Origin of the sequence: Stenotrophomonas maltophilia group sp. Smal12, from assembly GCF_037079935.1 — a bacterium.
Classification (GTDB): domain Bacteria; phylum Pseudomonadota; class Gammaproteobacteria; order Xanthomonadales; family Xanthomonadaceae; genus Stenotrophomonas; species Stenotrophomonas sepilia.
The window spans coordinates 86,114-110,434 of sequence record NZ_JBAWUK010000006.1; the positions used below are offsets into that span (position 1 = coordinate 86,114).

The following is a 24,321-nucleotide window of genomic DNA, read 5'->3' on the forward strand; positions in this document are numbered from 1 at the left end:
CCGGTGTTGGCCAGTGGTGGGCATCGTGACGCCTGCGTCAGCCCCGCACAACCCTGCATGGGGAAGCCGGCCAGCGGCCGGCACTACCCGGGCGATCAGCCTGCGGTTTCCAGCCCCTTGCCTGCCGCATCCATCCGCAGCGAGGCCAGGTATCGGCCGTACTTGCCAACGAAGATGCCGGTGAATCCGCCTGCCAGCAGCAGGTAGGCGGCATTGAAGCCAGCATTGGCGGACAGCGACGGCGACACCGCAAATGCGACTTCGAACCCGTACTTCACCAGGAAAGTGATCAACAGCAGTGGCAGCAGGCTGAAATCCGCGTTGCGCCAGAGCTTGCCGGTACTGCGGTCCAGCGTCAGCTTCAACCGATTCAGCAGCAGCCAGGCAAGCGCGGCGCCCGTGGCGATGCCGGCCAGCCATTCGCTCCAGGCGCTCAGCGACGCGCCGAAGCGATGACTGACCGACCAGGCACCCCAGACGGCGAACAAGGCGGGTACGATCGCCAGCTTCTGCAGCGAGGTCTCGGCCGGCTTCATGGCGGCGATGCCACGGGTGACCAGGAAGGCCAGCAGCAGCCAGACCCAGATCGGCGTCTGCGAGGCGAGATGCTGGAGCATGTTCATGAGCGGTCCCCTTGGTGAGTGGTGGCGAGGTGCGCTCGCCTTGGCGCTCACTATTCGCTTCCGCCCGGGTTGCAGCCAGTGACAGCTGTCAGCCTTCGGGGATTACGCTGCGGGCACTGGAAATGCGCCGCCGGTACCGCGCCATCCACTCCAGCGACGGCGCAACGCCACCGAACGGGAAGAAATGCGGGCTGACCGGGCCATGGGCGCTGGTCAGCCCCTTCACCAGGCGGTCAACGAACACCTCCGGCCCCGCCGTTCCCAGCAGCCGGCCGATCGAGATGCCATACCGGGCCAACATCGATGCACTGGCGCCCACGCCGCACATCGCGGCGTAGCGCAGCAGCCGGGGGATGCTTGCCGGCCCCGGCACACCGACCAGCACCGGAACCGCGATGCCACGCGTGCGCAGTGCATCCAGCCAGGCCAGCACGGTATCGGCATCGAAGGCGAACTGGGTGATGATCAAGGGCGACATGCCGCGCGCTTCGATGGCGTGGCACTTGCACTCAAGCGCCTGCCAGCGATCATCACTGCTCATTACTGGATGACCTTCCGGATGCCCGCCGATACCCACGACCTTGATGCCGCACCGTTCCAGAAGTCCGGCCTCGATGATCGAAATGCTGTCTGCAAACGGTCCAGCAGGCGTGGCGAGGTCACCGGCGATCACCAGGCACTGCTCGACACCAGCCTCGCTGGCCGCGCGCTCAAGGAACCGCCCGAGTACCGCGCGCGAGCCGATACGGCGCGCAGACAGATGCGGCATCGGCTCGAAGCCGAGCGCGCGCACCGTGCGTGCGGCGGCCAGGCGTGCGTCGTCATCCTCGCTGGCCAGCCAGGGAATGGAGATGATCGTGCCGCGCGGTATGCGGTCAGCCTCGGCGCGCAGCGCGGGCATGGCCTTCGCGCTGACCTCCAATGAAAAGGTGTTAATGAAGGCTTCCGCCCGCAGTGATCCAGGTACGGGCATCAACGGGCTCCGTCTGCGTTGCCGGCAAGCGGCGAGCTGTTGCGGGCCAGCTCGATGAAGGCCTGCAGGTAATCGATGCTGGTATCGGCCTCGCGCGCACCCAGATAGATCTGCTTGGGGATGCCCTTGGCACCCAGGCGTACGGGCACCACGTCCATGCGCGCGGCGTACTCCTCCACCAGCCAGCGCGGCATGGCGGCCACGCCGCGGCCGCTGGCCACCATCTGCATCATGATGTCGGTGGTTTCAATGGCCTTGTGGCGCCGCGGGGTGATGCCGGCCGGCAGCAGGAACTGGTTGTAGATGTCCAGGCGCTCGAACGGCACCGGGTAGCTGATCAGCACTTCCTGGCTGAGCTGGCGCGGCTTTACGTGGTCCACCTTGGCCAGGGCGTGGTTGCTGGCCACCACCAGCACCTGCTCGTAGTCGAACACCGGGATGAACTTCAGGCCTGGCTTCAGCAGCGGGTCGGGGGTGACCAGCAGGTCGATCTCGTAGCCGAACAAGGCGCCGATACCGCCGAACTGGAATTTCTGCTTGACGTCCACATCCACATCCGGCCACGCGGCCAGATACGGCGAGACGATCTTCAGCAGCCACTGGTAGCAGGGGTGGCATTCCATGCCGATGCGCAGCGCGCCGCGCTCGCCCTGGGCAAACTGGCGCAGGCGCTCCTCGGCCAGGTCCAGCTGCGGCAGCACCCGGTTGGCGACTGCCAGCAGATATTGCCCGGCCTGGGTCAGCCGCAGGCTGCGGCCTTCGCGCAGCCAGACATCGGTACCCAGCTGCTGCTCCAGCTTCTTCATGCTGTGGCTGAGCGCCGACTGGGTCAGGTTGAGCACGCCGGCAGCAGCGGTGAGCGAGCCCTGCTGCTCGACCTGCTGCACGATGCTGAGGTGGATCCGCTCCAACATTAAGATGAATCTCACTCATGGATAGGTGAAGTAATACCATTTTACGTCATGGAAGGCACTGACTAGGATCGGGTCATGCTTTCACCTGCCCGCCCCCTTCGAATCGTCGCCGTCTCCGGCGGATTGCAACGCCCTTCCAGGGCCACCACGCTGGCCGAGCATCTGCTGGGCCTGATCGGCGAGGACATCCATTGCGAGCAACACCTGATCGAACTGGGCGAGCTGGCGCCGCGGCTGGCCGGCGCACTGTGGCGCTCACAGGTGCCCGACGCTGTGGAGCGGCAGCTGGTTGCTGTTGAACAGGCCGATGTACTAGTGGTGGCAACGCCGGTCTACCGGGGTTCGTACACGGGGCTGTTCAAGCACTTCTTCGACTTCATCCACCAGGACGCACTGGTCGACACCCCCATCCTTCTGGCCGCCACCGGTGGCAGCGAGCGCCACTCGCTGGTGATCGACCATCAGCTGCGCCCGCTCTTCAGCTTCTTCCAGGCGCGCACCCTGCCACTGGGTATCTACGCCACCGATCGCGATTTCGCCGACGGCCGCGTGCACAGCGACGCCCTGATCGAGCGGGCGCGACTGGCGGTACGGCGGGCCATGCCGCTGCTGGCGCTGCCCCGCCATCGTGCCACCGCCCTTGAGACCGCCGCAGCTCTTTGAATGCCGGATGCCCTCGCCCGCATCCGGATGCCACCCCGCAACACGGAACGCCGCCCATGACGACCGACGCCTTCACCTTCAGAATCACGCGCATCCCCTTCAACGAGGACTACCAGCCGGCCGAAGGCACGCGCATCACCACCAACTTCGCCAACCTGGCGCGCGGCGCGTCCCGGCAGGAAAACCTGCGCAACACCATCCGCATGATCAACAACCGCTTCAATGATCTGGCGCATTGGGACAACCCAAGCGCCGATCGCTACGCGGTCGAGCTGGACATCATCTCGGTGGAGATGCACATCGACGGCGCCGACGGCAGCGATCCTTTCCCGTTGATCGAAGTGTTGCGCCCGACCATCGTTGACACGCACACCGGCGCGCGCACCGAAGGCATCGTCGGCAACAACTTCTCGTCCTATGTCCGTGACTACGACTTCAGCGTGGTGCTTCCGGCCAGCAACGAAGGCAAGGACACCTTCGGCATTCCGGAGGGCTTTGGCGACCTGCACGGCAAGCTGTTCAAGCACTTCCTGCGCTCGGACGCCTACCGCGCCAACTTCAGCAAGGGGCCGGTGATCTGCATCAGTGTTTCCAGCAGCAGGACCTACCACCGCACCGAGAACCACCATCCGATCCTGGGCGTGGAATACCGCCAGGGTGAGTTCTCCCCCACCGACCAGTATTTCGACAAGATGGGCCTGCGGGTGCGCTATTTCATGCCTCCGGGCAGCGTCGCACCGCTTGCCTTCTACTTCCAGGGCGACCTGCTGGGCGATTACTCGAACCTGGAACTGATCGGCACCATCAGCACGATGGAGGCCTTCCAGAAGATCTACCGCCCTGAGATCTACAACGCCAATTCCGTGGCCGGCAAGGTCTACCAGCCCAGCCTGAAGCACCAGGACTACTCCTCCACCCGCATCGTCTACGACCGTGAAGAGCGCAGCCAGTTGGCCGTCAAGCAGGGCCGGTTCACCGAAGAGCACTTCATCAAGCCCTACCGCGCCGTGCTTGAGCAGTGGGCCGCCCGCTGATCCATCGACTTTCCATTCTCCCCCAGGACACACGACACAATGCCGACGAAGACGCTGCTCCCCACCTCCACTGCAGGCAGCCTGCCCAAGCCTTCCTGGCTGGCCGAGCCCGAGAAGCTCTGGTCACCGTGGAAGCTGCAGGACGAAGCCCTGGTTGAAGGCAAGCGGGATGCGCTGCGCCTGTCGCTGCAGGAACAGCAGCATGCCGGCATCGATATCGTCAGCGACGGCGAGCAGACCCGGCAGCACTTCGTTACCACCTTCATCGAACACCTCAGCGGCGTTGATTTCGAGAAGCGCGAGACCGTGCGCATCCGCAACCGCTACGATGCCAGCGTGCCGACCGTGGTCGGCGCAGTGAGCCGTCCGAAGCCGGTGTTCGTGGAGGATGCGAAGTTCCTGCGCCGCCAGACCACGCAGCCGATCAAGTGGGCGCTGCCCGGTCCGATGACGATGATCGATACCCTGTACGACGCGCACTACAGGAGCCGCGAGAAACTGGCCTGGGAATTCGCGAAGCTCCTCAACGAGGAGGCGAAGGAGCTGGAGGCCGCCGGCGTGGACATCATCCAGTTCGATGAGCCGGCCTTCAACGTGTTCTTCGACCACGTGAACGACTGGGGCGTGGCCGCGCTGGAGCGTGCGATCGAAGGACTGAAGTGCGAGACCGCCGTGCACATCTGCTACGGCTACGGCATCAAGGCCAACACCGACTGGAAGCAGACGCTGGGATCGGAATGGCGCCAGTATGAAGAATCGTTCCCCAAGCTGCAGACCTCCAACCTCGACATCATCTCGCTGGAATGCCAGAACTCGCACGTGCCGATGGACCTGATCGAGCTGGTGCGTGGCAAGAAGGTGATGGTCGGTGCCATCGACGTGGCCTCCAACACGGTGGAATCGGCGGAGGATGTGGCCCACACCCTGCGCAGGGCGCTGCAGTTCGTGGACGCCGACAAGCTCTACCCGAGCACCAACTGTGGCATGGCGCCGTTGGCGCGCGACGTGGCCAGGGGCAAGCTGCGCGCACTCAGCGCGGGGGCGAGGATCGTACGTGAGGAGCTTTCGGCGTAGCCCTGGCTGGGGATGTGTTCCCGTTTCGGCGCGGGGAGGATGGAACCTGGCCGGGTACAGACCAGGCTCCACCTCGCCCCTGCACCTCGGGCCTGGCGGCCGTCATGCGCGGCCGTGGCGCCAGTGCTTCCTTGATCCGCCCCATCTCCCCTGCCCCGGCTTCGGCCAGGCGCCGGGCCTGCTGCCGCTGTTCCCGCGTGAGCGCCGGAGGCGGTGGAGTACCGGCATCCACCAATCGCGCCACCGCATCGCGCAGAGGCAACTGCGGGCAGAGCCGTGCAGCACACCAGCGCTCGGCGTAGCGCTTGGCCTGACGGGTGCTGGTGGCGGACACGACCTTGACCTGTGACATCTTGCGTGCGTCCAGGTACAGACGGAACCCGAGCGCGGCATGCGGCACGATACTGGCCACCGAACGGCCGTTCCACCACAGATCCCAGCGCTCGCCGCTCTGCACCCAGCCCGAGGGCCGGCGGGCTATCATGAAATCGGGAGCGCTGGAGGGCGAATGCATGGCCGTAAGAATACGGTCGGCCGTCGCATGGACTGAGATTGCGGAGTGGCGCTGGCAACCTCACAACGCTTCTGCCGCAGTGAAGCCCTCTTTACCACTCCCCTCTTTACCACTCTGGGCCGAGCAGTTTCTCCACCTCGGTTTCGAGCCTCTTGGCGGCTTCCTCCTGCGAGGCCACCTTGATGCACAGCCCGGACTGGGCGGGCCCGAGGGTCAACCGGTAACGGTTGATGGTGCCGTCGCCGTCGCCATCCAGTTCCACCCGGGCCACCCGGGTTCGGCCATTGGCCTTGAAGGTCCAGCCCTGGTAGTCGAACATCGTTGAGTCCATCGCAACGCCCTGAATGGCTCCCACCTTATGCGGGGGAGGTGCGACACCCCGCCCGATGCTCGCTTCCTGTTCCTCTTTCCTCATCTGGGCGGCCGTGACCGTGGCGACCCTCGGCCTGCTGTTCCGGCCATTCCGCATTCCGGAGTACGTGTGGGCACTGGGGGCTGCTCTTCTGCTTCCACTGCTGGGAACGGTGCCGTTCGGCACGACCTTGCACGCGGTGGCCGAGGGTCGCGATGTCTATCTGTTCCTGATCGGCATGATGATGCTGGCCGGGCTGGCCCGGCTGGCCCGGCTGGCCCGGCGCGAAGGCCTGTTCGACCCGGCACAATCATTCCCTGGCACGCAAGCGCAAGGTGGAATGGGCGGATCTGGCCAAGCGCCAGTTGATCACCGTGCACCGCACAAGCGGCAACCGCACGCTGCTGAATGGTGCGTTGGCGCGTGAGAGCCTCAAGCTCAGCTGGCACTACGAAGTGGCCCACCTGTCGACTCATTGGGCATGGTCGAGGCCGGCATCGGCGTGTCAGCGCTGCCGAAGATGGCCACGCCGGACGGGGATCACCCCACCCTGGTGACACGCGCGATCGGCAACCCGGTAGTGTCGCGCACGATCGGCATAGTCCGCCGCCGTGGTGCCCTGCTCTCGCCCACGGCAGAGCGCGCCACCTCTCCTGCCCGCAGCAATTCCCTGCGGCGCCTACTGAAGGCTTCCTCGGTCCCGGTGCCTCATACCGGGTCGAGATTCAGATCGGCAACCTTGCCGAAGGGCATGACGGTCAACGCCTTGCAGCTTCCCTTCTCGATTGAATCACTGGGATTCTCAGCGGATTTTACGATCCCGTAGCCTGAGCCGCTCTTGTTGAAGACGGCGGCGCCGCTGTCACCGGACGCGCATGCAAGTTCGGAGCCTTCCACTCTTCCCCAAGTGGGTGCACAGACTGCAGCGCCACATACGCCCAACGGGGCGTGCTGCACCGATGTGACGGTTCCGCAACTGAAGCCGGTGCGAGCCCCTCGGAAGCAAAGGAGGCCATGCAGTGGAAGGTCCGCATGGATCAGTATCAATGCCTTCGTCTGGTACTCACCCTTCAATTCTGCGAACACTTCCTGGAGCGGTGTATTTCCAGCAGGAAGCGAGTGCCATTGAACATCGTGACTACCGTCGAAGAGCGCGTCCTGGAATGTCAGTGGCATCATGACCTGCGGGCCACCAACCTCATGACCGTAATTGCTGTAAAGCAACTGATCATCGCAGTGCGCTGCCGTAAGGAGCCCTTTTACCTTGGTCAGCTTGTGCCGAACCGCAAGGCCGCTTGTGCACATCCTGCCATTGGCAGTCAGGATCGCCCCACCGGCGGTGTACGCCGAATTGCGGAAGGGATCCCTCCCAAGGATGATGTTGACCTTCAGCTTCGCAGCCTCTTCAATCTTGCGCTTGGCCGCTTCATACGATTTTGCATCGGCTCCACGAACCGAAACGTCAATCATGCCCAGCTCGGGGCGGCCGTCCACACTCACTGCATCAGGTATGAGTTCGACCACAAGTGGAACGACTCTATGCATGGTTTCGGAGAACTCCTTCTCCGTGTACGGATACCCCTCCTCGAACTCGACCCTGATGGATGAGTCACTCACTCTGAAGTGCCGGACCGCCTCCATCATGTTTCCCTTCAGTCCAACAACGAGGTGTTGATCGGGCATGTTTTCGATCGAAACAAATGCGAGCCGATCACTGTATCGCCGTTTCAGTTCGGCGATGACCGAAGGTAGCTCGGATTCAACTTCCAGCCTGCGCTTGGCGGTGTCGAGTGACACGCCGTTCGCACTCATGTAGGCCTTGGCAGCGATATCCGATTCCTTCTCCGAAAATGCCTGGCCTGCCGGCATGACCGCGAGACTCTGAGCTGACGCGAGAACAAGCAGAACTGATGCTAGCGACATCTAGGTTTCCTCCATGGAATGAGTTCAGGAGCCAGTGCCGGCTCCACGGCCGAAGGTAGCAGGAAACCTCTTTGCGCTCGGCGGGGCAGGAGGGCCATTCACCGTTTCGTGATGCATTGCGCGCTTCAACGCAGGTGTGCGTCGCGCCAGATCAAGCTTAGCGCTGGTAGTTCTTCAGAAACAGCCAGGTAATCAGCGCCGACCATCACGTGCTCGGTGCGCTGCTGCTGGGACGCGATGGAACCCGCGCGCAGGCTCCTCCGAGGCCGCTGCCCGGCATCGTTGATCGCATCGGCGGTGGCGATGCCTTTGCCGCCGGCATCGTGCACGGATTGCTGTCCGGGCTGGACGCAGAAAGCACCGTGCGCTTCGGACTGGCTGCGGGCGCGTTGAAGCACGCCATTCCCGGCGACTTCAGCCCTGCCCGCGAAGCTGAAGTCCGGGCGCTGATGGAGAGCGACCAGTTCGACGTTCGTCGCTGATCTCCCCCAGGATAATCTCGCTAGAATCCAACGGGCGCTGGAATCGCGCAGGGATCGCCCATGGATTACACCGGATACACGCGCAAATTTCCCAACAACCGCCCGCTGAATGCGTTTGATCGTGAGCACCGCCTGCTGCGGAAGAAGCGACTGGATGTCGCGCCGCTGGCGCAGCTGTGCGTGGTGAAGATGAATTCGAACTGCCTGGTTTCGGTGGATCGCTGGTTCGCCGCACGTGGCTTTGCAGCCCTGCTGGGCGCGATCGGCATTGCCCTCGGGCTGGGCGGCATGCTGATGCTGCTCTGGTTGCTGGTCGTGAACAGGCTACCGAACCAAAACGGCCTGTGGGAGGCGATATTCATAGGCATGGCGATGCTGGCCGTCTTCACTGCAGCGAGCATATGGGTAGCTTGCCTCGAGCTGTTCCGTTGGACCTACTATCCGATCGCGCTTGATCGCAAGCATCGGCAGATACACGTGTTCCGGCTGGATGGCACCACCCTCAGCGCGCCCTGGGACCGGGTGTATTTCACGCTTGGCCGCGGAACCGGAACCTTCGGATGGTACAACTGGGATGTCCGCGGACTGATCCTAGACGCGGATGGCGTGACAGTACGGGAGACGTTCGCGTTCTGCATCGCGACCTCCCGCATCGAGAACGCGCATGCCCACTGGGAGTTCCTGCGGCGCTACATGGAAGAAGGACCGGCAGCCGTCGTGGACGCGGTGCACTACTGCATGCCGCTGGACGGCAAGCGCGAGAGCTTCGCGTCCGGCAAGGAGCGCATCTTCGCCGAAGACGCGCAGCTCCCGGGTTTCATGTGGCTCACGATGCTGCCACTCAACTACCTGCACACGATCATGCGCTGGGTGGTGATGCAGACCAGCAGGATTCCGCGGTTTCCACCGGACATCGAGGCGTGCCTGACACCGGACGCCGGTGATCCCTGTGTCCGCGACGCTTCGATGAATCCACCGGACCTGCGCTGACCCATCAATGCAAAGGCACCTTCAGCACCGAAGGCGCGTTGGCTGGCGAGCTGAAGGTCACCGCACCGCCCAGCTGGCTGATGCCCGCATAGCGCAGGTCCACGGTATCGACCACCAGGGTCAGCCGGCTGCCGGTCGGGAGGTTCCAGCTGCTGGCTTCCAGGCGAAGATCGATGGTTCTCGGCTGGCCGGGCGTGGCACCGCGCAGGGTGTACGGCTTGTGGCTGATCAGCTGGCCGTTGCCCAGCATATCCTCGGCATAGAGGTAGGCATACAGCGTGGTGTCGGCGCGCGTGGGCGTCACCGTCAACCGCACTTCCGGTGCGCCATCCAGGCGGCGTGCACTCCAGTAGATCGGGCCTTGCCAGACGCCTGCGGCGTTGCGGTCAACGAACGGCACATAGGCGCCGGGCGGCAGGTTGAACATCTGCAGCGCGCCGGACGCCATCACCACGCCGGAGTTGGCGGCGGTCAGCAGGCCGCTGCCGATCCGGTAGTTCCAACCGGTGCCGCCACCGCTCTCGGCCAGCCCTCCGGTGGGCAGCAGCAGCCCGGTCGGCGCGGTCAGCCCGTAGCTTACGGCGCCGGTAGAGGTGGCCTGCCAGTCCGGATAACGTCTCCAGCTGCCCTTCTGCGACTTCAACTGCACCGCCGGCTGGCGGTCGATGCCATTGGCCACGCCCTTGAGGTAGTGGTCGAACCAGTCGCCCACCGCGGCATAGACTTCATTGGGAATGCCGAGCGCACCGAAGGCTTCGTTGAGGGCGTGGTCGCCATGGCGCAGCTGCAACTGCTTGGGTCCCTTCAGGCGGGTAAAGAAGTCGACCAGCTGGCCCGGCGGGAACAGGCTGTCGTTGAAGGCGTTGGCGAGGAATACCGCGGGTTGGTTGGCATTGATCTCATCAAGGCTGCTGGCCGGGCTGCGCTGTGCCGCTACCGGCAGCAGCGAGTCCACCGCCCCCTGGTAGTTGCCGACCAGCACATTGCCGTTGATGGTGGCCAGCTCCGCCCCGGGGCGGCCAGTGGCCAGGCCGGCTGCCACCAGCAGGGCGATGCCCTGTGCGCTGGGCGTGTCATGGCTGTAGAGCGACGCCTGCAGGTCGGCCCAGCCGTTCAGCGCGGCAACGGCCTTGATGCGCGGATCGCGTGCCGCCGCCAGCAGGCTGGTGCCGGCCCCGTAGGAGATGCCAGAGACACCAATGCTGGCCGGATCGGCCCGGGTGTTGGCCAGCGCCCAGTCGATCAGGGCACTGACATCTTCGAACGTGGCGGGCCCGGCGATGTCGATGCTGCCGCCGGACTCCCAGAAGCCGCGCGAGCTGTAGCTGATGACCACATAGCCGCGCTGCGCCAGCGACTGTGCCGCGCCCACGTACTCCACGCTGGGCACTGCCCAGCTGCTGGGCATCACCAGCAGCGGATAGCGGCCACTGCCGGCATCCTGGGGTTCGATGACGAAGGCCCCGAGGGGCGTGCCATCCCAGCTGGGGATGGTGCGATGGGTGGTCTTGACCGTGGCCGCCAGGGCCGTGGGCGCCAGCCCGGTCAGCAGGATCAACAGCAGCAGAACCTTGCGCATCGTTGTCTCTCCCCGTCGGTGGTGGTGCAACGGATCGGACCGTACCAGTGCGAATGGTGGCTGGCACCTTGCGACGCAACATGCCGCAAAGCGCGCCTTGCTATGCTTCAAGGCACTGCGGGCCCTCCGCAGTCTCCCATCAAAGCAAGGACGCCCCCGATGCACAGGATGCTCGTCGCAGGCACGCTCTCCAGCGTCGCCTATCTGTTCGCCCCTTCAGTGTTGGCGGAAGATGCCCCCGAACCGGCCAACGACTGCGCGGAGATTGCGCGGCTGATGGCCAACGAAGACTTTGCGGCACTTGATGCGATGGCCGCGCGTTTCCGCAAGGGCGAGCTCAACGCCGCCGGCCAATCCCGGCTCGGCCGTTTCTACATCTGCATGTCGCGTGCAATCGGCACGTCGCGGCAGGAGGTTCAAGCCTGGAACGACTGGTCTGCATGGGCGGCGCGCTGGGTTCAGCACGCGCCGAAGTCTGCGGCGGCCCACCTGATCACCGCACGGATTCCACTCAACCTGGCCTGGAGCTACCGCGGCAACGGTTACGCCAACACCGTCAACGCCGACGACTGGGCACAGTTCCATGAGTACAACGCGGTTTCGCGGGCCTACCTGCAATCGCATGAGGATGTTGCCGGCGGCGACCCGTTCTGGCACGAGATGAACGTGCTGATCGCGCTGCGCGAAAGCGCGGATGACGACGAAATGCTGGCGCTCGTTGATCGCGCAGCGAAGGCCTTCCCCGACTACGAACCACTGCACCTCATTGCCATGGAGTACTTCACGCCGGCCTGGGGTGGCAGCGCGCAGAAGATGGAAGCCTTCGCGCGGCACTCGATGGCCAGTGCACCGAAGAAGAAGCGGGCCATGCGCTACGCACGGCTGTACTGGTCGGCCACCGAATATTCGCCCGATCACTTCCGCGCAGCGAAGCCAGATTGGCCGCTGATGCGCCAGGGGCTGGACGAAATCGCCCAGCAGTACCCGACCATCGACAACCTGGAATCGATCGTCCGCTATGCCTGCCTGGCACGCGACGGCGACGCACTGGTCCGCTGGAATCGTTTGTGGTTGAGCCGCGCCGGTTTCGACGAGGCGGCCATTGCGCACTCGACCGAGCAAAGCAAGGCCGCATGCCTGGCGCCGGACGAAGAACAGGAAACACTCCTGTAGCGCCCGCCGCCGCAGGCCCAGGGGCGCAGCTGGCAGGCCTGCCGGGCGCCTAGCACGCGCGCGTGTCATCCACGCGCCGCGTGATCTGACATATCACCAGTGCTTGCGCATGATCACAGCTTCGCCCTTTCGTCATTGACCACAAGACGCCAGCTTGTGACGCTTATGACACCGCAGGGCTGATGGCCCAACAACGCGGCCAGGCTCCACCGCAATCCGCAGCATCCGTCTCCGCAGCATCTCCGCATGACCTCGCCCCGGCCAGGTCGTGACGGGCGGCTGCGCCCTGAATCTTCTGCTGGAGAATCGAAATGCGCCTTGCAAGCTTTGTCTTTGCTTTCGTACTCAGTGCTTTTGCCGGTGCTGCACAGGCCCAGGTGGTCACCCTCAACAAGGGCGGCTTCGTGCTGACCTACGACTGCAGCATCCACAGCGCCACCCGCTACGAGTACACGCTTACTGCCGATACCGGTTCGGCCGCACGGCCGTCCAGCTTCTACAAGGACCCGGACCTGCCGGCCGGTTGCCTGGGCCAGACCAGCACCGCGTCCTACGCCAGCATCAGATCCGGCTACGACCGTGGCCACCTGGTCACGTCCAACCACATGGACTACGACGCGACCTACATCCGCCGCGCCAACTACATGACCAACATCGTGCCGCAGGTGTCCAGCTTCAACCAGGGCATCTGGGTGAAGGCCGAAAACGTGGCCGAGTGCTACCGCGACATCGCACCGGTGGACGTCTACGGTGGTGTGGTCTACGGCGACGCCGCCAACGATTACTTCCTGGCCAGCCATGGCATCCCGACCCCGGAGTTCTTCTGGAAGACGATCATCACCCGTGACCCGAACACCGGAACCGCCAAGGCGATCAGCTGGATCATTCCCAACGAGGCCAACCTGGGCAGCCTGGACAACTATCTGGTGACGATTGCCGATCTGGAGGAGCTGCTGGGCGCCAGCTATGTGGCGATCAACGCACCGACCTCGCTGAAGAACATGCTGCCGGCCAGCACCTGGCCACAGCCTGCAGGGTGTGACCTGGGCTGATCGGCAGGCAGAGGAATCACGATACCTGCACGCGCAGCCATCGTGACGCCAGCACTCTGGCAACCAGGAACTGCACTGCGGCGCCTGCGACGGTGGCAACGACAAGCAGGACAGGGAGCAGGCAGCTGCCGGCCAGCGTCACCGCGCCGGCGATGCCGGCACTGATGAGGCGATGGTGCCGGGCCCGGGATCGCACTCGGTTCAAGGGGTATTCCCGTGCAAGCGCTGGGTGGGGTGGCCCGGCAGTCTAGCGTTCCTGTGGCCAGCGTGCCCTGCCCGTCCCGCTATGGGAAAATGGCGGGCGCCTCGCCCCTTTGGCTGTTCCCGGAGTAGTTGATGTCCCGTTTCCCCTTCGATGCCGTGCTGTTCGACTGCGACGGCGTACTGGTCGATTCCGAGCCGCTGGTGGCCCGCGTGCTCTCGGAAATGCTGACCGCACGCGGCTGGCCGCTGACCCCGGCGCAGGCCGGCGAGGTCTTCCTGGGCCAATCCGTGGCCCATCTGGCCGGGCTGATCGCAGAGCGCACCGGCAAGCCGTTCACCGAGGAATGGCTGGAGGAGTTCCGCCAGCAGCGCAACCGGGCGCTGGAACGGGATCTGGAGCCGATCCGGGGGGCGCCCGAGGCCGTGCGTGCGATCGCCGCAGCGACCGGTGGCCGCATTGCCTGCGCGTCCGGTGCCGACCTGATCAAGGTGAAACTGCAACTGGGCAAGGTCGGCATCCTCGATGCCTTCGGTGACCACGTCTTCAGCGGCCAGGACATGCCGCAGACCAAACCCCACCCGGACGTGTACCTGGCCGCTGCCGCTTCGCTGGGTGTGGACCCGGCCCGCTGTGCGGTGATCGAAGACACCGTGACCGGCGCGACCGCCGGCGTGGCGGCGGGTGCCACCGTGTTTGGCTTCAGCGAGGGCGGCCCGCACCACAGCACGCCGGAGGCCCTGCGCGCTGCGGGTGCGAAGGTGATCTTCCAGCGCATGGACCAGCTGCCGGCATTGCTGGCGGCCTACGCCGCCGACGCTGCCGCCTGAGTCGGCCTCAGCCTGCGGCGTCCAGTGCGGCGCTGCGGCGCTTCCCGGCGTAATGCAGCACGAACAGGTACAGGCCAGTGAACAGCTGCAGGAACAATGGCGGCAGCGGCGAATAGGTGATCCACGCTGCCGGCTCGCCCTGTCCCAGCCCGCGGACGGCGAAATTGGCGATCACCGCCAGGGTGAAGACGATCGAGGTCCAGCGATGCACGGGCCGCGCCCAGCCCCCCCGGCTCATTGACGGCGCCTCGCTTCAGAGCGGGCTTCGATCATCTTCCAGCCATTGCCGGACGGGTCACGGAATCCGGCATCGATGGCGCCATAGCGTTCGACCGGCTCCTGGGTGAACTCGACGCCCCTTGCCAGCCATTGCGTATAGCGCGCCCGACAGTCATCGACGGCCAGCACCAGCGGCGGCATTGCGCCTTTCGCCACCAGCTGCTGCAGTGCCTGCGCGGTGGCCGCATCGTGGGTGGGCGGGCCCGGAACGAACAGCCCCAGCTGGAATCCGTCCTGGCCGGGGCTGCGTACCGTCAGCCAACGGTAGCTGCCATTGCGCACATCGGTGTGCACTTCGAAACCGAGCATGCCGACGTAGAACGCGAGTGCCTCATCCTGGTCGCGCACATACAGGCCGACCGTGTTCACAGTGTTTGTCATGGGACCTCCCTCAGGTGGGGTCCACGTTAGCAACCGCCTGGCGACGGCGCTTCTCCAAAACTGCGATGTTCAGGTCCGGTCGCTGCGCGGCACGTGCGTGGCACTCCGGCACGCAGGCCGGCGTCGCCTGGCCGGCCCGCTCACGCTCGCGCACGTTGCCCGGGCTGTCGCCGGTGATGTCACGGAAGATGCGGCCGAAGGTGCCCAGGCTGCTCCAGCCGGTCTGCGCGGCGATCTCGGTGACCGGCAGATCGGTGTCACGCAACATCGCCACGGCCCGTTCAATCCGTCGGCTCAGCAGGTAGCGATGCGGTGGCAGCCCGAAGGCCTGCTTGAACGAACGCGCGAAATGCGCCGCGGATACGGCACTCACTTCGGCCAGGCGGGCCACCGGCCAGTCTTCGTGGCTGGCATGGTCCATCCGGTCCTTGGCACGCAGCAGGCGTCGCAGCAGTTCAGGGCTCTGGTTCATGCCGCCACCGTGCGCGCCAGATGATGTCGCGCCGCATGCCTAGCCTGCGCGGCCTGCTCGCCCAACCAGTCACCGAATGCAATGACCTTCGCGCTCCGGCTGCGCGCCGTCGGTGCCACGAACCAGAAACCACGCCCGTCGCTGGCCACACCGGGATGTGCCTGCACCAGGCGCCCGCTGTCCAGTTCGGCCTGGAACAGGATTGGCGAAGCAATGGCGATGCCCTGCCCGGCAATGGCCGCGCCGACGTCCAGATGCTCTACCGCAAAGGGGCTGACCAGGCTCTCCTCGGCCGGCGGCGGAACCGCGCCATGTGCGGAAAACCACAGTGCCCACCAGTCGGGCCTGCCGAGCAGCGGAACCTCCAAGGCCCGGCGCCCGAGCCCGTCTGCCGCCGGCAGCAGCGCTGGCGCGCACAACGGGGTGAAAATGCTGGGGAACAGGGGCGTGGCCTGCAGCCCGGGCCACTCGCCATGCCCATTGCGGATGGCAGCATCAAAATGCCCGGCGGCCAGGTCCTGCGGCTCTGCCGACAGGTCCAGTTCCAGCACGATGCTCCGATGGCGGCCGCGGAAACTGCCCAGCCGCGGTGTCAACCAACTGGTGCCCAGCGTGGGCAATACGGACAGGCGCAGTCGCGCCGCATCCATGTCAGCGGCGCGCATGAAACTGGCACGAAGCGCGTCGAAGGCCCGGGTGGCCTCCTGCGCGACGCTGGCACCCGTCGCCGTCAGCTCCACATGCTGTGGATGGCGCAGGAACAGGCAGGTGCCGGTCTGGGCCTCCAGCCGGCGCACGTGGTAACTCACCGATGCCGCGCTGGTGTCGAGCTCTTCGGCGGCACGGGCAAAACTGCCCAGCCGCGCCGCCGCTTCGAAGGCGCGGATGGCGGCAAGCGATGGAAGCTGGCGTTGGGTCACCATAAGTGTGGCTTAGCCTGAGCCCGGATATCTGCGTGGTCAATCCCCCTCGCATCCGCAACGATGGAGGCACTTCCGGCAAGGGGTCACGCACATGGATCGACGGCAGTTCCTGGCCACCTTGGCCGCAGTGGCAGCCTCAAGCGCCCTACCCTCGGGGCGGCCCCTGTCCAGCCACAGCGACGACTGGAAATGGTTGCAGGGCAACTGGCAGGTCCGGCACCAACGCCTGAAGGAGCGCCTGCTGGGCGACACCCGCTGGGAAGCCTTCACCGGCGCCAGCGCGGTCTGGCTCACCCTGGGCGGGCTCGGCACCATCGATGACAACGTCATGGCGCTGCCTTCGGGCCCGTACAGAGGCCTGGGCGTGCGTGCTTTTGATCCAGTGTCTTCCACGTGGTCGATCTGGTGGATCGATGGGCGCAACCCTGCCCATATCGAAGCGCCCGTGCGCGGCGTCTTCGAAGGCGATGGCGGCAGCTTCCGTGGTCGTGATCACTTCAGGGGACGCCCCATCGACGTCTGGTTCCGCTGGCATGACATCCATGGCGAGGAGCCATGGTGGGAGCAGGCGTTCTCCGACGATGCCGGCGCGCACTGGGAAGTGAACTGGCGCAACTGGTTCCGCCGCACTGCGGCGGTCCCCTCACCGCTTCCGAAGCTGCCGGATGCACCGCGCGATTTCGATTTCCTGGTGGGCCATTGGAACGTGCGCCATCGTCGCCTGCGTGCTCGGCTGGCAGGCAGTGATGCGTGGGACGCGTTCAACGGCACCCTGCACAACTGGCCGGTACTGGGAGGATTCGGCAACGTGGGCGACAACCACATGGACGTGCCGGGAGCACCGCTGCGCGGCATGGGTATCCGCGCCTGGAACGCCGCTGAGCGGCATTGGCTGAGCTGGTGGCTGGATGGCCGGGAGCCGACCCGGATCGGCGCGCCGCTGCGCGGTGGTTTCGAGGCCGGCGTCGGCCGCTTCTTCGGCGAAGACCAGCACGACGGTCGATCAATCCAGACGCGGGTGATCTGGTCACGCATTACCCCGCGCTCGGCGCGCTGGGAACAGGCGGCATCGACCGATGGCGGGCGCAGCTGGGAAACCAACTGGGTCAGCGACTTCGAGCGGCAGGCATGAAAGCGCTGCTGGCCGTGATGCTGCTGGTTTCTGCGTCGCCCCCCGCGACTCCCTCAAGGGTGCTGCAGATCGTCGGCCCCGCCGAACGCTTTGCGCCGGGCGTTGCATCCACGCAGTACGACGAGATTCGACTGACCTTGAGCCCGGACGGAAACACCGCGCTGTGGTTCAGCCGCAACCGTCCCGGCGGTCCGGGCGGGTATGACATCTGGGTCTCCCGCCACGATGGGCAGCGCTGGCGGCCGGCGACGCCGGTCTCGTTCAACACGCCGGGACGAGACTTCGATCCCGCCTTTTCTGCCGATGGCCGCACGGTGCATTTCTGTTCGGATCGAGCAGGCGGCCAGGGCGGCGACGATCTGTACCGGGTCAGCATTGGACGTGACGGTCGATTCGGCGAACCGGAGAATCTGGGCCCCGCGGTGAACAGCGCGGCCGACGAGTTCGCGCCGATGCTCTCGCCGGACGGTCGTACGCTGTTGTTCTCCAGCGATCGCGCGGGCGGTGCCGGCGGCCATGACCTCTACAGCGCCACGATGATCGGCGGCGTGGCGCAGCTGGCGCGGCCGCTGCCGGGTGGCATCAATACCGCCGCACAGGAGTTCGATGCCACGTTCCTCGGCAACGGCCAAACGGTGGTGTTTGCCCGCGCCCTGGACTTCGCCACTGCACCGGTCCGCCAGTTCATTGCCTACGAGCGTGGAGGCCGTTATGACGCGGGCCATGCATTGCCCTCCCCGGTGAACGAAGCCTCCGGCGACAGCTACGGTGCGATGCTGGATGGCTCGCAACCTGACACTTTGACCTATTCGGCGCGGCGCGCAGACGGTGCGGGGTTGGACCTGTACCGCATCCGCTACCGTTCGGGCGAACCATGATCCGCACTCAACGCTGCGCCGGCAGTTCCAGACGATGCTTGCGGCACAGCCGGTACACGGTCACCCGCGAGATCTTCATCTGCCGTGCGCACTCGGAGACGTTGTAGCCGGTCTGGCGCAGGGTCTGCAGCAGCACATCGCGCTCGGCCTGGCCGCGGGCATCCTGCAGCATCGCGCCCGGCGGCGCATGCTCGGCCCCACCCAGTTCAAGGTCACGCTCGCTGATCAGCTCGCCTTCGGCCATGATCGCCGCCCGCTGCACCCGGTTGAGCAGTTCACGCACGTTGCCGGGCCAACCGAAGCGTCGCATCGCCTGCAGCGCAGCGGGCGCAAAGCCACGTGCACGCACGCTGTGGCGCAGGCGGAAGCAGCGCAGGAAGTGCTCGGCCAGCAGTTGCACATCGGCGCCACGCTCGCGCAAGGGCGGCATCAGCAGGCGCAGCACATTGAGCCGATAGTAGAGATCGCTGCGGAACCGACCCTGCGCCACCGCGTGTTCCAGCTCCACGTGGGTGGCGGCGAGTACCCGCACATCCACACGCAGCGGCTGGCTGCTGCCGACACGCTCGAAGGTGCCTTCCTGCAGCACGCGCAGCAGGCTGGTCTGCGCCTCCGCCGGCAGGTCGCCCACCTCGTCGAGGAACACGGTGCCGCCGTGTGCGGCTTCGAATACGCCGATCTGGCGCTTGTCGGCGCCGGTGAACGAGCCGCGCTCGTGGCCGAACAGCTCCGACTGCACCAGGCTGGCCGGAATGGCACCGCAGTTGACCGCGATGAACGGCTTGCCCGCACGGCCGGACAACGCATGCAGCGCGTGAGCCGCCAGCTCCTTGCCAGTGCCGGTTTCGCCGGTGACCAGCACCGGCAGTTCGACCGGCGCGAACTTGTGCAGCACGCTGCGCACCGCATGCAACGCAGGACTCTCGCCGATCAGTGTGCGCGGCCCCTGGCCGGCGCATACCTCGCTGGCAGAAGGATCATCCGCGTCGAACTGCTGGCGCATCGCAGCCACCAGGTCCTGCAGGCCGAAAGGCAGCGTGAACCGCGAGATGCAGCGCTGCAGCAAGGGCAGCCACGCTGCAGGCGTGGGCCCCGCGCCGGGTGGCAGCACCGCAATCCAGGGCAGATGCACGTGCTGTTCGATCCATGGCGCCAGCAACTGCAGCGCGGACGTATCCAGATGGCGAAGATCCAGCACAGCGACCAGCCGATCACGCCCGCGCAGCCCGATCGCCATCGCCGGGTCGGGATGGATGCGGCGCACGTACCAGCCTGCGGCCGCCAGCGCGCTGCGCTCGTTCGCCAGCGGCTCGCCGAACCAGAGCACGCAACGTGATGTAGAAGCCTCCGGGACCGCCGCCATGCTTCCCCCAGCATCCGGACACCGTCGGCGGACTGTCAGGCAATCGCCGGCGTGCCGCCCTCCGCCGGGACCCTCTACGGCCACCGCAGCGGCCTTTGATGGGCGGATCCTAGCGCTGCGCTAAACGGCGGCGCAATGAGCGCCACGTCAAGAGACCACCGGCTGAAGCGGCATCGTTACAGTCCGCGACGGCACCTGTAACACCCGTGTGACAGTCGGGCGCCCGCCTTGCCCTGCGGCGCGTGGTACAGCGCGATCCCAACATTTTTCCGACGCCGCTGTAACGGCGCGGCAGCAGCCCCCTGCGCCTGCCAGCGCCTGACGCCAAGGCAGCCAAGCCTTGCAGGGTTGGCACGGTTGATGCGTGCTTCCGCCGCACCCACCACGGGAGATCGGCATGGACGGCATCACCCCCATTCGCGGCTTGCTGGCAACGCTGGCTGTGGCCCTGCTGTCGGTTGGCGCGAGCGCCTCTGCCTCCGGTGCGCGCCAGGGCGTGAAGGCTCAACCGGGCGAAATCGTCCTGTTGCGTGATGTGTCCGCACGCCCGGCCTATCGCATGGCGCCGCCCGGCATGGCGCTGATCGCCGACCCGAAACCCCAGCGCGAGATCGCGGCGGCCCTCGGTGCGGGTGCCCCGGCAAACGGGATGGACGAGCTGAGCGATGAGGACTACGCAGGCATGGGGGCAGGTCACGCCGCCACAGCCACCGCACCCGCAGGCACCACGGTCGAACGTGTGACGCAGCAGGCATTGGGCGGTACGCTCGGCCGCAACGGTGACGGCATGGTCGGCAGCAGTCTCGGTGGTGCCATGAGCGGGCCGCTCGGCGCGGTCGGCAACAATACCCGCGGCATCAGCGAGACCGTGCGCGGCGCGCTCGGCCAGTTCCCGCTGCAGGGCATGGCCCCGGCAGGTGGCAAGTGAGGCGGGCGCACTGGCTGCTGCTGATCCTGCCTGCCACGCCGTTGATCGCGCAGGCCGATGACTACAGCGGCATGCTCGCCTACCTCGACGTTGCCCGCATCGACGGCCATGCACTGGCCGGCGCGAACGGCGCCATCGCGGTCAACCAGGCGGCGGGCGACCTCAATCTGCAGGCCAACCTGCGCGGCATCGCCACGGGCGAACATGCCGACGTCTCGATCGGCAACCGACAACTGCGCGGTGGCAACCGCGTGCCGGGTGTACCGCTGCACGCCACTGCCGTCATCGATGGCAAGGCGCTGGCCGGTGCCAGCGGCATCGCATCCATCAACCAGGCCAGCGGCATCGCCAACACGACGCTCAACGTCGTCAGCGCGACGCTGGCCCGACAGGGCATACGCGAAACCGACGATACGGCCTTGGCCGCCGAGGGTTCCGCGTTGGCAGGGGGGCGGGACGACGCCGGTCGCGGCGTCGCGACGGGCACCCGCAGCGCCGGTGTCACCAGCACCGCGCTGCGGGGATTCGACGGGGTCCTGCAACTCAATCAGATCGCGGGCAGCGGCAATGACACGGCCAATGTGCTGGGCCTGGTCGTGCAGGACCGCCCGTGACAACCACCCAACCGATGCACCACTGATGAGAGAGAGGGCACCATGAAAGCGACCGTCAAACGGACCATGCTCGCCATGGCGATTGCCACTGCCTCGACCGCCGCTGCGGCCAATGGCTGGGACAACCAGAACGCCAACGCGAACATCAACCACACCCACACCGTCAGCGAAACCCGCAACGAGACGCACAACCACACCGACAACGACGTGCGCAACCGCACCGTCAACGTCAATGTGCAGAAGCACAGCGCCATCCAGGCCGACGAACGCAAGGAAAAGAACAACCACGGCGTCGACGTGAACCTGGAGAAGGACCTGCGACTGAGCACCGACATCAATTTCTCCGGCGACCCGAACATCACCGGCGACATCGACCTCGACTCGGCGGCCATTGCCGTGATCGACAACCGCCAGTCGATCAGCAACAACGCCACCAGCAACAGCCTGGTCACCAACAGTGCCTCCATCGGTGACAGCGTGGGCGCAGGTGCCTCCGGCAACCTCGGCTTCAACGTGGTATCGGGCGACAACAACGCCCAGGACAATGCCGCGTCATTGTCCGCCGCCGACGCGTCCTTCAGCTTCGGCATGGCCGACGCCGAGGTGTTCGTCAACCAGGCCGGCTTCGGCAACGCGACCATGAACTCCGGCGTCACCAATGCCGCAGGTCTCGGTGGCAATGCCTTCGGCGGTGCGTCAGGCAACATCGGTGTCAACATTGCTTCGGGCAACAACAACGAGCAGAAGAACGCGCTGGCGGCGTCGGTCGCGACCACCGCGGTGGCGCAGTCGAGCATCAGCTCCAACCAGGTCTCCACCGGCAACACGGTCAGCAACGCCGGCTTCGTACAGTCCTACACCGATACCGTGCAGGTCGGCATGCGTGGCGGCGTCAGCGGCCTGACCCTGGCCTATGGCGCGGGCACCTACCGCGGTACCGGCAACGCCTACCAGATGGCCAACTACTATCTGGATACCTGGAGTGGGGAGCTGCCACACCCGGGTGGCAGCAGCACCGGCCATATCGATCTGGACGACGAAATCCAGAACGCCACGATGAACCCCAACCGGCCGGGGGTGGGTGGCCTGGGCTTCGATACGCGTGAGAGTGGCACCAGCCAGTTCGTCGAACTGGGCGTGGCCGACCTGTATGCCAGCCTCAGCGGCACGGTCAGCACCACGCGCTGGGTGAACGTCAACGCGACCAACACCTCGGCCTTGTCGGGCAGCGCCTTCTCCGGCGCCTCGGGCAACATCGGCGTGAACGTGGCCGCGGGCACCGGCAACCTGCAGGCCAACAGCCTGGCCCTGGCAGTCGCCCAGCCCAGCACCGGCGGCGGTGGTGGCAGCGGCGAGTAAGCGCAACACCCCGGCCGTCCGCCAATGGCCGGGTTCCCCGGGAGCTCCTGTTCCTCCTCCCCCTTGGGACAGGAGCTCCCCCTTGCTGCCGGAGAATGCGATGTTCGGCCACCGTCTCTCGATACGCCTGCTGGCCTGCCTGCTGTTGCTGGGCGGCGCGTCCGCGCGGGCGGGCGACGTCGGCTTCGCCGGCGTACTGCCCAATGGCGCGCTGCTGCAGCAGAAGGTGGAGAGCATGCAGGAACGGCGCTACCGCAACGTGGTACGCCAGCACACCGATTACAGCTGCGGAGCGGCCGCACTGGCGACCGTCCTGCGCCATGCCTACCACCTGGACACCGACGAGGCGACGGTGATCGAAGGGATGATGGGGGTGTCCGACCCGGCGCTGGTGGCCGAGCGTGGCTTCTCGCTGCTCGACATCAAGCGCTACGTGGAGTCGCTGGGCATGCGCGGGCGCGGCTATCGCATCGATGAGGCACGCCTGCGCACGCTTCGGGTTCCGGGTCTTGTGCTGATGGACGTGCGCGGCTTCCGCCACTTCGTGGTGCTCAAGCAGGTGCGCGGCGGTGTGGTCGAGGTGGCTGATCCCATCCTTGGCAACCGCAGCCTGGCGCTGCCTGAATTCCTCGCTGCGTGGCCATCGCGTGCCGTATTCGTGGTGATCGGCAGTGATTTCGATCGCAACACAGTCCTGCTGCAACCCAGCGAACGGCCCAGTGCCCGCGCGCTCTACGCGCGACAGGGGCCGATCACCGATGCCGAACTGGTCGATTTCGGCTTCAGCCACGCCGACCTGTTCTGAAGGAGGTTCCGCCATGTTCCGCCGCCGTCTGTTGATGCTCCTGCTGCTGGCGAGCCCCGCCCTGCCCCTGCAGGCGGCGGATGCTGCGCCGGGACGCGGCCTGAAGGAAATTCCGGATCCCGAACTGAACCTGATGCGCGGCCGCTACACCGTGGGCGGCAATACCGTCGCGTGGTTCGGGGTGACGATGGTCTCGCAGTGGCAGGCCGGCAACGGAAACGTATTGCAGGGTGCGTTGACTCTGGGCATGGACTTCCGCGGCGGCGGCAGCCCGAAACTGAGCTTCCAGCCCAGCGTGCACGTGACTGCCGCAGATTCGCCGCTGCCGGACACGCAGGGCCGCCATATCGACAGCACCGGCCTGGCCAACGCCAATGGCCTGGTGCAGAGCGTGCAGGTGGCCGGCGATGGCAACGTTGCCCGCAATGCGACCACGCTGGTGGTGCGCAACGGCACGGTGCCGGGCCTTTCGGATGACGGTGCCCATTCGCTCAGTGCGCAGGGTGCAGGCGTCTCGGCCTCCGCAGTGCTGGACGGCAACCAGGCACGCCTGCAGCTGCAGGTGGAGGGCCAGGGCATGGTCCAGCAATGGATACGTAACGGCAGCGTCGGCCAGGGCATCGCCCTGGCCGGTGACGGCCAGATCGCCAGCAACCAGCTGCGGCTGGAACTGGTGCGGGATACCGCGGGCGGCAACCTGCCGTTGAGCCAGAACGTGGCCCAGGCGATTGCGATGAACCGCGGCATGGGGCCGGGCCGATAGCACCACGGCACGGCGTTGGGGGAAGCGTTCCACAACGCAGGACACG

At 66.0% G+C, this 24,321-nt stretch carries 27 protein-coding genes and 3 pseudogenes; 17 read left to right on the plus strand and 13 right to left on the minus strand.

The features are described 5' to 3' along the window. Positions 1-95: 95 nt before the first annotated feature. The 3 genes from WDC87_RS04320 to WDC87_RS04330 form a co-directional block, all read right to left on the minus strand. Positions 96-623: a DUF6622 family protein gene (locus WDC87_RS04320; protein WP_111007747.1), complete on the minus strand. Its 528-nt coding sequence runs from the start codon at positions 621-623 to the stop codon at positions 96-98. Positions 624-711: 88 nt separating this feature from the next. Beyond that, on the minus strand, positions 712-1,596 hold the full coding sequence (locus WDC87_RS04325) for a methylenetetrahydrofolate reductase (protein ID WP_252744998.1): 885 nt from the start codon (positions 1,594-1,596) through the stop codon (positions 712-714). Continuing rightward, positions 1,596-2,510, minus strand: coding sequence for a LysR family transcriptional regulator (locus tag WDC87_RS04330; protein ID WP_072167094.1), 915 nt, complete (start codon positions 2,508-2,510; stop codon positions 1,596-1,598). The genes WDC87_RS04325 and WDC87_RS04330 overlap by 1 nt, the downstream gene beginning before the upstream one ends. A gap of 75 nt (positions 2,511-2,585) precedes the next feature. Here WDC87_RS04330 and msuE point away from each other — a divergent pair, with 75 nt between their 5' ends. From msuE to WDC87_RS04345, 3 genes are read left to right on the plus strand one after another with little or no spacing between them, the layout of a single operon-like run. Beyond that, the gene (gene msuE, locus WDC87_RS04335; RefSeq protein WP_252744999.1) at positions 2,586-3,173 is read left to right on the plus strand and encodes an FMN reductase; all 588 of its coding nucleotides are present in this window, start codon (positions 2,586-2,588) and stop codon (positions 3,171-3,173) included. Positions 3,174-3,229: 56 nt separating this feature from the next. Beyond that, the gene (locus tag WDC87_RS04340) at positions 3,230-4,207 is read left to right on the plus strand and encodes a DUF1852 domain-containing protein (RefSeq protein WP_252745000.1); all 978 of its coding nucleotides are present in this window, start codon (positions 3,230-3,232) and stop codon (positions 4,205-4,207) included. Positions 4,208-4,246: 39 nt separating this feature from the next. Further along, the gene (locus WDC87_RS04345) at positions 4,247-5,281 is read left to right on the plus strand and encodes a methionine synthase (protein ID WP_252745001.1); all 1,035 of its coding nucleotides are present in this window, start codon (positions 4,247-4,249) and stop codon (positions 5,279-5,281) included. Here WDC87_RS04345 and WDC87_RS04350 read toward each other — a convergent pair. Both WDC87_RS04350 and WDC87_RS04355 read right to left on the minus strand, forming a co-directional pair. Next, a complete protein-coding gene (locus WDC87_RS04350; RefSeq protein ID WP_227836732.1) occupies positions 5,238-5,795 on the minus strand; it encodes a hypothetical protein in 558 nt (185 codons plus the stop codon). The genes WDC87_RS04345 and WDC87_RS04350 overlap by 44 nt on opposite strands. A 106-nt stretch (positions 5,796-5,901) precedes the next feature. Continuing rightward, positions 5,902-6,114, minus strand: a complete 213-nt coding sequence (locus WDC87_RS04355; protein ID WP_111007751.1) for a hypothetical protein — start codon at positions 6,112-6,114, stop codon at positions 5,902-5,904. Positions 6,115-6,181: 67 nt separating this feature from the next. Here WDC87_RS04355 and WDC87_RS04360 point away from each other — a divergent pair. Both WDC87_RS04360 and WDC87_RS04365 read left to right on the plus strand, forming a co-directional pair. Further along, positions 6,182-6,448: pseudogene (locus tag WDC87_RS04360) on the plus strand (arsenic transporter); the annotation flags it as partial. Further along, a pseudogene (locus WDC87_RS04365) lies at positions 6,438-6,790 on the plus strand (LysR substrate-binding domain-containing protein); the annotation flags it as partial. The pseudogenes WDC87_RS04360 and WDC87_RS04365, both read left to right, overlap by 11 nt. A 65-nt stretch (positions 6,791-6,855) precedes the next feature. Here the strand turns inward: WDC87_RS04365 and WDC87_RS04370 are convergent. Further along, positions 6,856-8,070, minus strand: a complete 1,215-nt coding sequence (locus tag WDC87_RS04370; protein WP_070489134.1) for a hypothetical protein — start codon at positions 8,068-8,070, stop codon at positions 6,856-6,858. Positions 8,071-8,255: 185 nt separating this feature from the next. Here WDC87_RS04370 and WDC87_RS04375 point away from each other — a divergent pair. Continuing rightward, a pseudogene (locus WDC87_RS04375) lies at positions 8,256-8,552 on the plus strand (PfkB family carbohydrate kinase); the annotation flags it as partial. A 60-nt stretch (positions 8,553-8,612) separates the two neighbouring features. Then, complete coding sequence (locus WDC87_RS04380; protein WP_252745003.1) at positions 8,613-9,542, plus strand: DUF6708 domain-containing protein; 930 nt, start codon at positions 8,613-8,615, stop codon at positions 9,540-9,542. 4 nt (positions 9,543-9,546) lie between these two features. On the opposite strand, the gene WDC87_RS04385 is transcribed toward WDC87_RS04380, so the two are convergent. Next, positions 9,547-11,121: an alpha/beta fold hydrolase gene (locus WDC87_RS04385; protein ID WP_252745004.1), complete on the minus strand. Its 1,575-nt coding sequence runs from the start codon at positions 11,119-11,121 to the stop codon at positions 9,547-9,549. Positions 11,122-11,280: 159 nt separating this feature from the next. Here WDC87_RS04385 and WDC87_RS04390 point away from each other — a divergent pair, with 159 nt between their 5' ends. Together WDC87_RS04390 and WDC87_RS04395 are read left to right on the plus strand one after the other, a co-directional pair. Next, on the plus strand, positions 11,281-12,294 hold the full coding sequence (locus tag WDC87_RS04390; protein ID WP_301655160.1) for a DUF4034 domain-containing protein: 1,014 nt from the start codon (positions 11,281-11,283) through the stop codon (positions 12,292-12,294). Between the two features lie 311 nt (positions 12,295-12,605). Further along, on the plus strand, positions 12,606-13,346 hold the full coding sequence (locus tag WDC87_RS04395) for a DNA/RNA non-specific endonuclease (protein ID WP_072167103.1): 741 nt from the start codon (positions 12,606-12,608) through the stop codon (positions 13,344-13,346). A gap of 16 nt (positions 13,347-13,362) precedes the next feature. Here WDC87_RS04395 and WDC87_RS04400 read toward each other — a convergent pair whose 3' ends face one another. Then, the gene (locus tag WDC87_RS04400) at positions 13,363-13,551 is read right to left on the minus strand and encodes a hypothetical protein (protein WP_146257819.1); all 189 of its coding nucleotides are present in this window, start codon (positions 13,549-13,551) and stop codon (positions 13,363-13,365) included. Between the two features lie 131 nt (positions 13,552-13,682). On the opposite strand from WDC87_RS04400, the gene WDC87_RS04405 reads away from it, so the two are divergent. Beyond that, positions 13,683-14,378, plus strand: coding sequence for an HAD family phosphatase (locus WDC87_RS04405; RefSeq protein WP_088497583.1), 696 nt, complete (start codon positions 13,683-13,685; stop codon positions 14,376-14,378). Positions 14,379-14,385: 7 nt separating this feature from the next. Here the strand turns inward: WDC87_RS04405 and WDC87_RS04410 are convergent, their stop codons facing one another. The 4 genes from WDC87_RS04410 to WDC87_RS04425 are packed head-to-tail and all read right to left on the minus strand — an operon-like array spanning position 14,386 to position 16,433. After that, positions 14,386-14,616, minus strand: coding sequence for a hypothetical protein (locus WDC87_RS04410; protein ID WP_005416635.1), 231 nt, complete (start codon positions 14,614-14,616; stop codon positions 14,386-14,388). After that, entirely contained in the window at positions 14,613-15,038 is a 426-nt protein-coding gene (locus tag WDC87_RS04415) for a VOC family protein (protein ID WP_005416636.1), read from the minus strand. The genes WDC87_RS04410 and WDC87_RS04415 overlap by 4 nt, the downstream gene beginning before the upstream one ends. 10 nt (positions 15,039-15,048) lie before the next feature. Further along, positions 15,049-15,510 (minus strand): AraC family transcriptional regulator, encoded by a 462-nt coding sequence (locus WDC87_RS04420; RefSeq protein ID WP_252745005.1) that lies wholly within the window; start codon positions 15,508-15,510, stop codon positions 15,049-15,051. Continuing rightward, positions 15,507-16,433: a LysR substrate-binding domain-containing protein gene (locus WDC87_RS04425; RefSeq protein ID WP_252745006.1), complete on the minus strand. Its 927-nt coding sequence runs from the start codon at positions 16,431-16,433 to the stop codon at positions 15,507-15,509. The genes WDC87_RS04420 and WDC87_RS04425 overlap by 4 nt, the downstream gene beginning before the upstream one ends. 91 nt (positions 16,434-16,524) lie before the next feature. Between WDC87_RS04425 and WDC87_RS04430 the strand changes: the two genes are divergently transcribed. Beyond that, positions 16,525-17,565, plus strand: coding sequence for a hypothetical protein (locus WDC87_RS04430; RefSeq protein ID WP_072167107.1), 1,041 nt, complete (start codon positions 16,525-16,527; stop codon positions 17,563-17,565). After that, entirely contained in the window at positions 17,562-18,443 is an 882-nt protein-coding gene (locus tag WDC87_RS04435) for a PD40 domain-containing protein (RefSeq protein ID WP_180890332.1), read from the plus strand. Before WDC87_RS04430 ends, WDC87_RS04435 begins: the two co-directional genes overlap by 4 nt. A 7-nt stretch (positions 18,444-18,450) precedes the next feature. Here the strand turns inward: WDC87_RS04435 and WDC87_RS04440 are convergent, their stop codons facing one another. Beyond that, positions 18,451-19,806, minus strand: a complete 1,356-nt coding sequence (locus WDC87_RS04440) for a sigma-54 dependent transcriptional regulator (RefSeq protein ID WP_072167109.1) — start codon at positions 19,804-19,806, stop codon at positions 18,451-18,453. 397 nt (positions 19,807-20,203) lie between these two features. Between WDC87_RS04440 and WDC87_RS04445 the strand changes: the two genes are divergently transcribed. The 5 genes from WDC87_RS04445 to WDC87_RS04465 all read left to right on the plus strand — a co-directional run bounded on the left by WDC87_RS04445 (position 20,204) and on the right by WDC87_RS04465 (position 24,275). Next, on the plus strand, positions 20,204-20,734 hold the full coding sequence (locus WDC87_RS04445) for a hypothetical protein (protein WP_227836738.1): 531 nt from the start codon (positions 20,204-20,206) through the stop codon (positions 20,732-20,734). Further along, a complete protein-coding gene (locus WDC87_RS04450) occupies positions 20,731-21,348 on the plus strand; it encodes a hypothetical protein (RefSeq protein ID WP_252745007.1) in 618 nt (205 codons plus the stop codon). Before WDC87_RS04445 ends, WDC87_RS04450 begins: the two co-directional genes overlap by 4 nt. A 42-nt stretch (positions 21,349-21,390) precedes the next feature. Continuing rightward, entirely contained in the window at positions 21,391-22,707 is a 1,317-nt protein-coding gene (locus WDC87_RS04455; RefSeq protein WP_252745008.1) for an adhesin, read from the plus strand. A 100-nt stretch (positions 22,708-22,807) separates the two neighbouring features. Then, positions 22,808-23,512 carry a C39 family peptidase gene (locus WDC87_RS04460; RefSeq protein WP_072167149.1) on the plus strand — a complete coding sequence of 235 codons (705 nt, stop codon included), beginning with the start codon at positions 22,808-22,810 and terminating at the stop codon, positions 23,510-23,512. A gap of 13 nt (positions 23,513-23,525) precedes the next feature. Continuing rightward, entirely contained in the window at positions 23,526-24,275 is a 750-nt protein-coding gene (locus tag WDC87_RS04465; protein WP_252745009.1) for a hypothetical protein, read from the plus strand. Positions 24,276-24,321 lie beyond the last annotated feature (46 nt).

Excerpts from the sequence above, each read along its gene's own strand:
- WDC87_RS04350 (WP_227836732.1), bottom strand. The coding sequence starts at position 5,795 with ATGCATTCGCCCTCCAGCGCTCCCGATTTCATGATAGCCCGCCGGCCC.
- WDC87_RS04355 (WP_111007751.1), bottom strand. The coding sequence starts at position 6,114 with ATGTTCGACTACCAGGGCTGGACCTTCAAGGCCAATGGCCGAACCCGG.
- WDC87_RS04415 (WP_005416636.1), bottom strand. The coding sequence starts at position 15,038 with ATGACAAACACTGTGAACACGGTCGGCCTGTATGTGCGCGACCAGGAT.
- WDC87_RS04430 (WP_072167107.1), top strand. The coding sequence starts at position 16,525 with ATGGATCGACGGCAGTTCCTGGCCACCTTGGCCGCAGTGGCAGCCTCA.
- WDC87_RS04330 (WP_072167094.1), bottom strand. The coding sequence starts at position 2,510 with ATGTTGGAGCGGATCCACCTCAGCATCGTGCAGCAGGTCGAGCAGCAG.
- msuE (WP_252744999.1), top strand. The coding sequence starts at position 2,586 with ATGCTTTCACCTGCCCGCCCCCTTCGAATCGTCGCCGTCTCCGGCGGA.
- WDC87_RS04370 (WP_070489134.1), bottom strand. The coding sequence starts at position 8,070 with ATGTCGCTAGCATCAGTTCTGCTTGTTCTCGCGTCAGCTCAGAGTCTC.
- WDC87_RS04395 (WP_072167103.1), top strand. The coding sequence starts at position 12,606 with ATGCGCCTTGCAAGCTTTGTCTTTGCTTTCGTACTCAGTGCTTTTGCC.
- WDC87_RS04435 (WP_180890332.1), top strand. The coding sequence starts at position 17,562 with ATGAAAGCGCTGCTGGCCGTGATGCTGCTGGTTTCTGCGTCGCCCCCC.
- WDC87_RS04390 (WP_301655160.1), top strand. The coding sequence starts at position 11,281 with ATGCACAGGATGCTCGTCGCAGGCACGCTCTCCAGCGTCGCCTATCTG.
- WDC87_RS04440 (WP_072167109.1), bottom strand. The coding sequence starts at position 19,806 with ATGGCGGCGGTCCCGGAGGCTTCTACATCACGTTGCGTGCTCTGGTTC.
- WDC87_RS04420 (WP_252745005.1), bottom strand. The coding sequence starts at position 15,510 with ATGAACCAGAGCCCTGAACTGCTGCGACGCCTGCTGCGTGCCAAGGAC.
- WDC87_RS04455 (WP_252745008.1), top strand. The coding sequence starts at position 21,391 with ATGAAAGCGACCGTCAAACGGACCATGCTCGCCATGGCGATTGCCACT.
- WDC87_RS04460 (WP_072167149.1), top strand. The coding sequence starts at position 22,808 with ATGTTCGGCCACCGTCTCTCGATACGCCTGCTGGCCTGCCTGCTGTTG.
- WDC87_RS04405 (WP_088497583.1), top strand. The coding sequence starts at position 13,683 with ATGTCCCGTTTCCCCTTCGATGCCGTGCTGTTCGACTGCGACGGCGTA.
- WDC87_RS04465 (WP_252745009.1), top strand. The coding sequence starts at position 23,526 with ATGTTCCGCCGCCGTCTGTTGATGCTCCTGCTGCTGGCGAGCCCCGCC.
- WDC87_RS04340 (WP_252745000.1), top strand. The coding sequence starts at position 3,230 with ATGACGACCGACGCCTTCACCTTCAGAATCACGCGCATCCCCTTCAAC.
- WDC87_RS04320 (WP_111007747.1), bottom strand. The coding sequence starts at position 623 with ATGAACATGCTCCAGCATCTCGCCTCGCAGACGCCGATCTGGGTCTGG.
- WDC87_RS04425 (WP_252745006.1), bottom strand. The coding sequence starts at position 16,433 with ATGGTGACCCAACGCCAGCTTCCATCGCTTGCCGCCATCCGCGCCTTC.
- WDC87_RS04385 (WP_252745004.1), bottom strand. The coding sequence starts at position 11,121 with ATGCGCAAGGTTCTGCTGCTGTTGATCCTGCTGACCGGGCTGGCGCCC.
- WDC87_RS04325 (WP_252744998.1), bottom strand. The coding sequence starts at position 1,596 with ATGCCCGTACCTGGATCACTGCGGGCGGAAGCCTTCATTAACACCTTT.
- WDC87_RS04380 (WP_252745003.1), top strand. The coding sequence starts at position 8,613 with ATGGATTACACCGGATACACGCGCAAATTTCCCAACAACCGCCCGCTG.
- WDC87_RS04445 (WP_227836738.1), top strand. The coding sequence starts at position 20,204 with ATGGACGGCATCACCCCCATTCGCGGCTTGCTGGCAACGCTGGCTGTG.
- WDC87_RS04345 (WP_252745001.1), top strand. The coding sequence starts at position 4,247 with ATGCCGACGAAGACGCTGCTCCCCACCTCCACTGCAGGCAGCCTGCCC.
- WDC87_RS04410 (WP_005416635.1), bottom strand. The coding sequence starts at position 14,616 with ATGAGCCGGGGGGGCTGGGCGCGGCCCGTGCATCGCTGGACCTCGATC.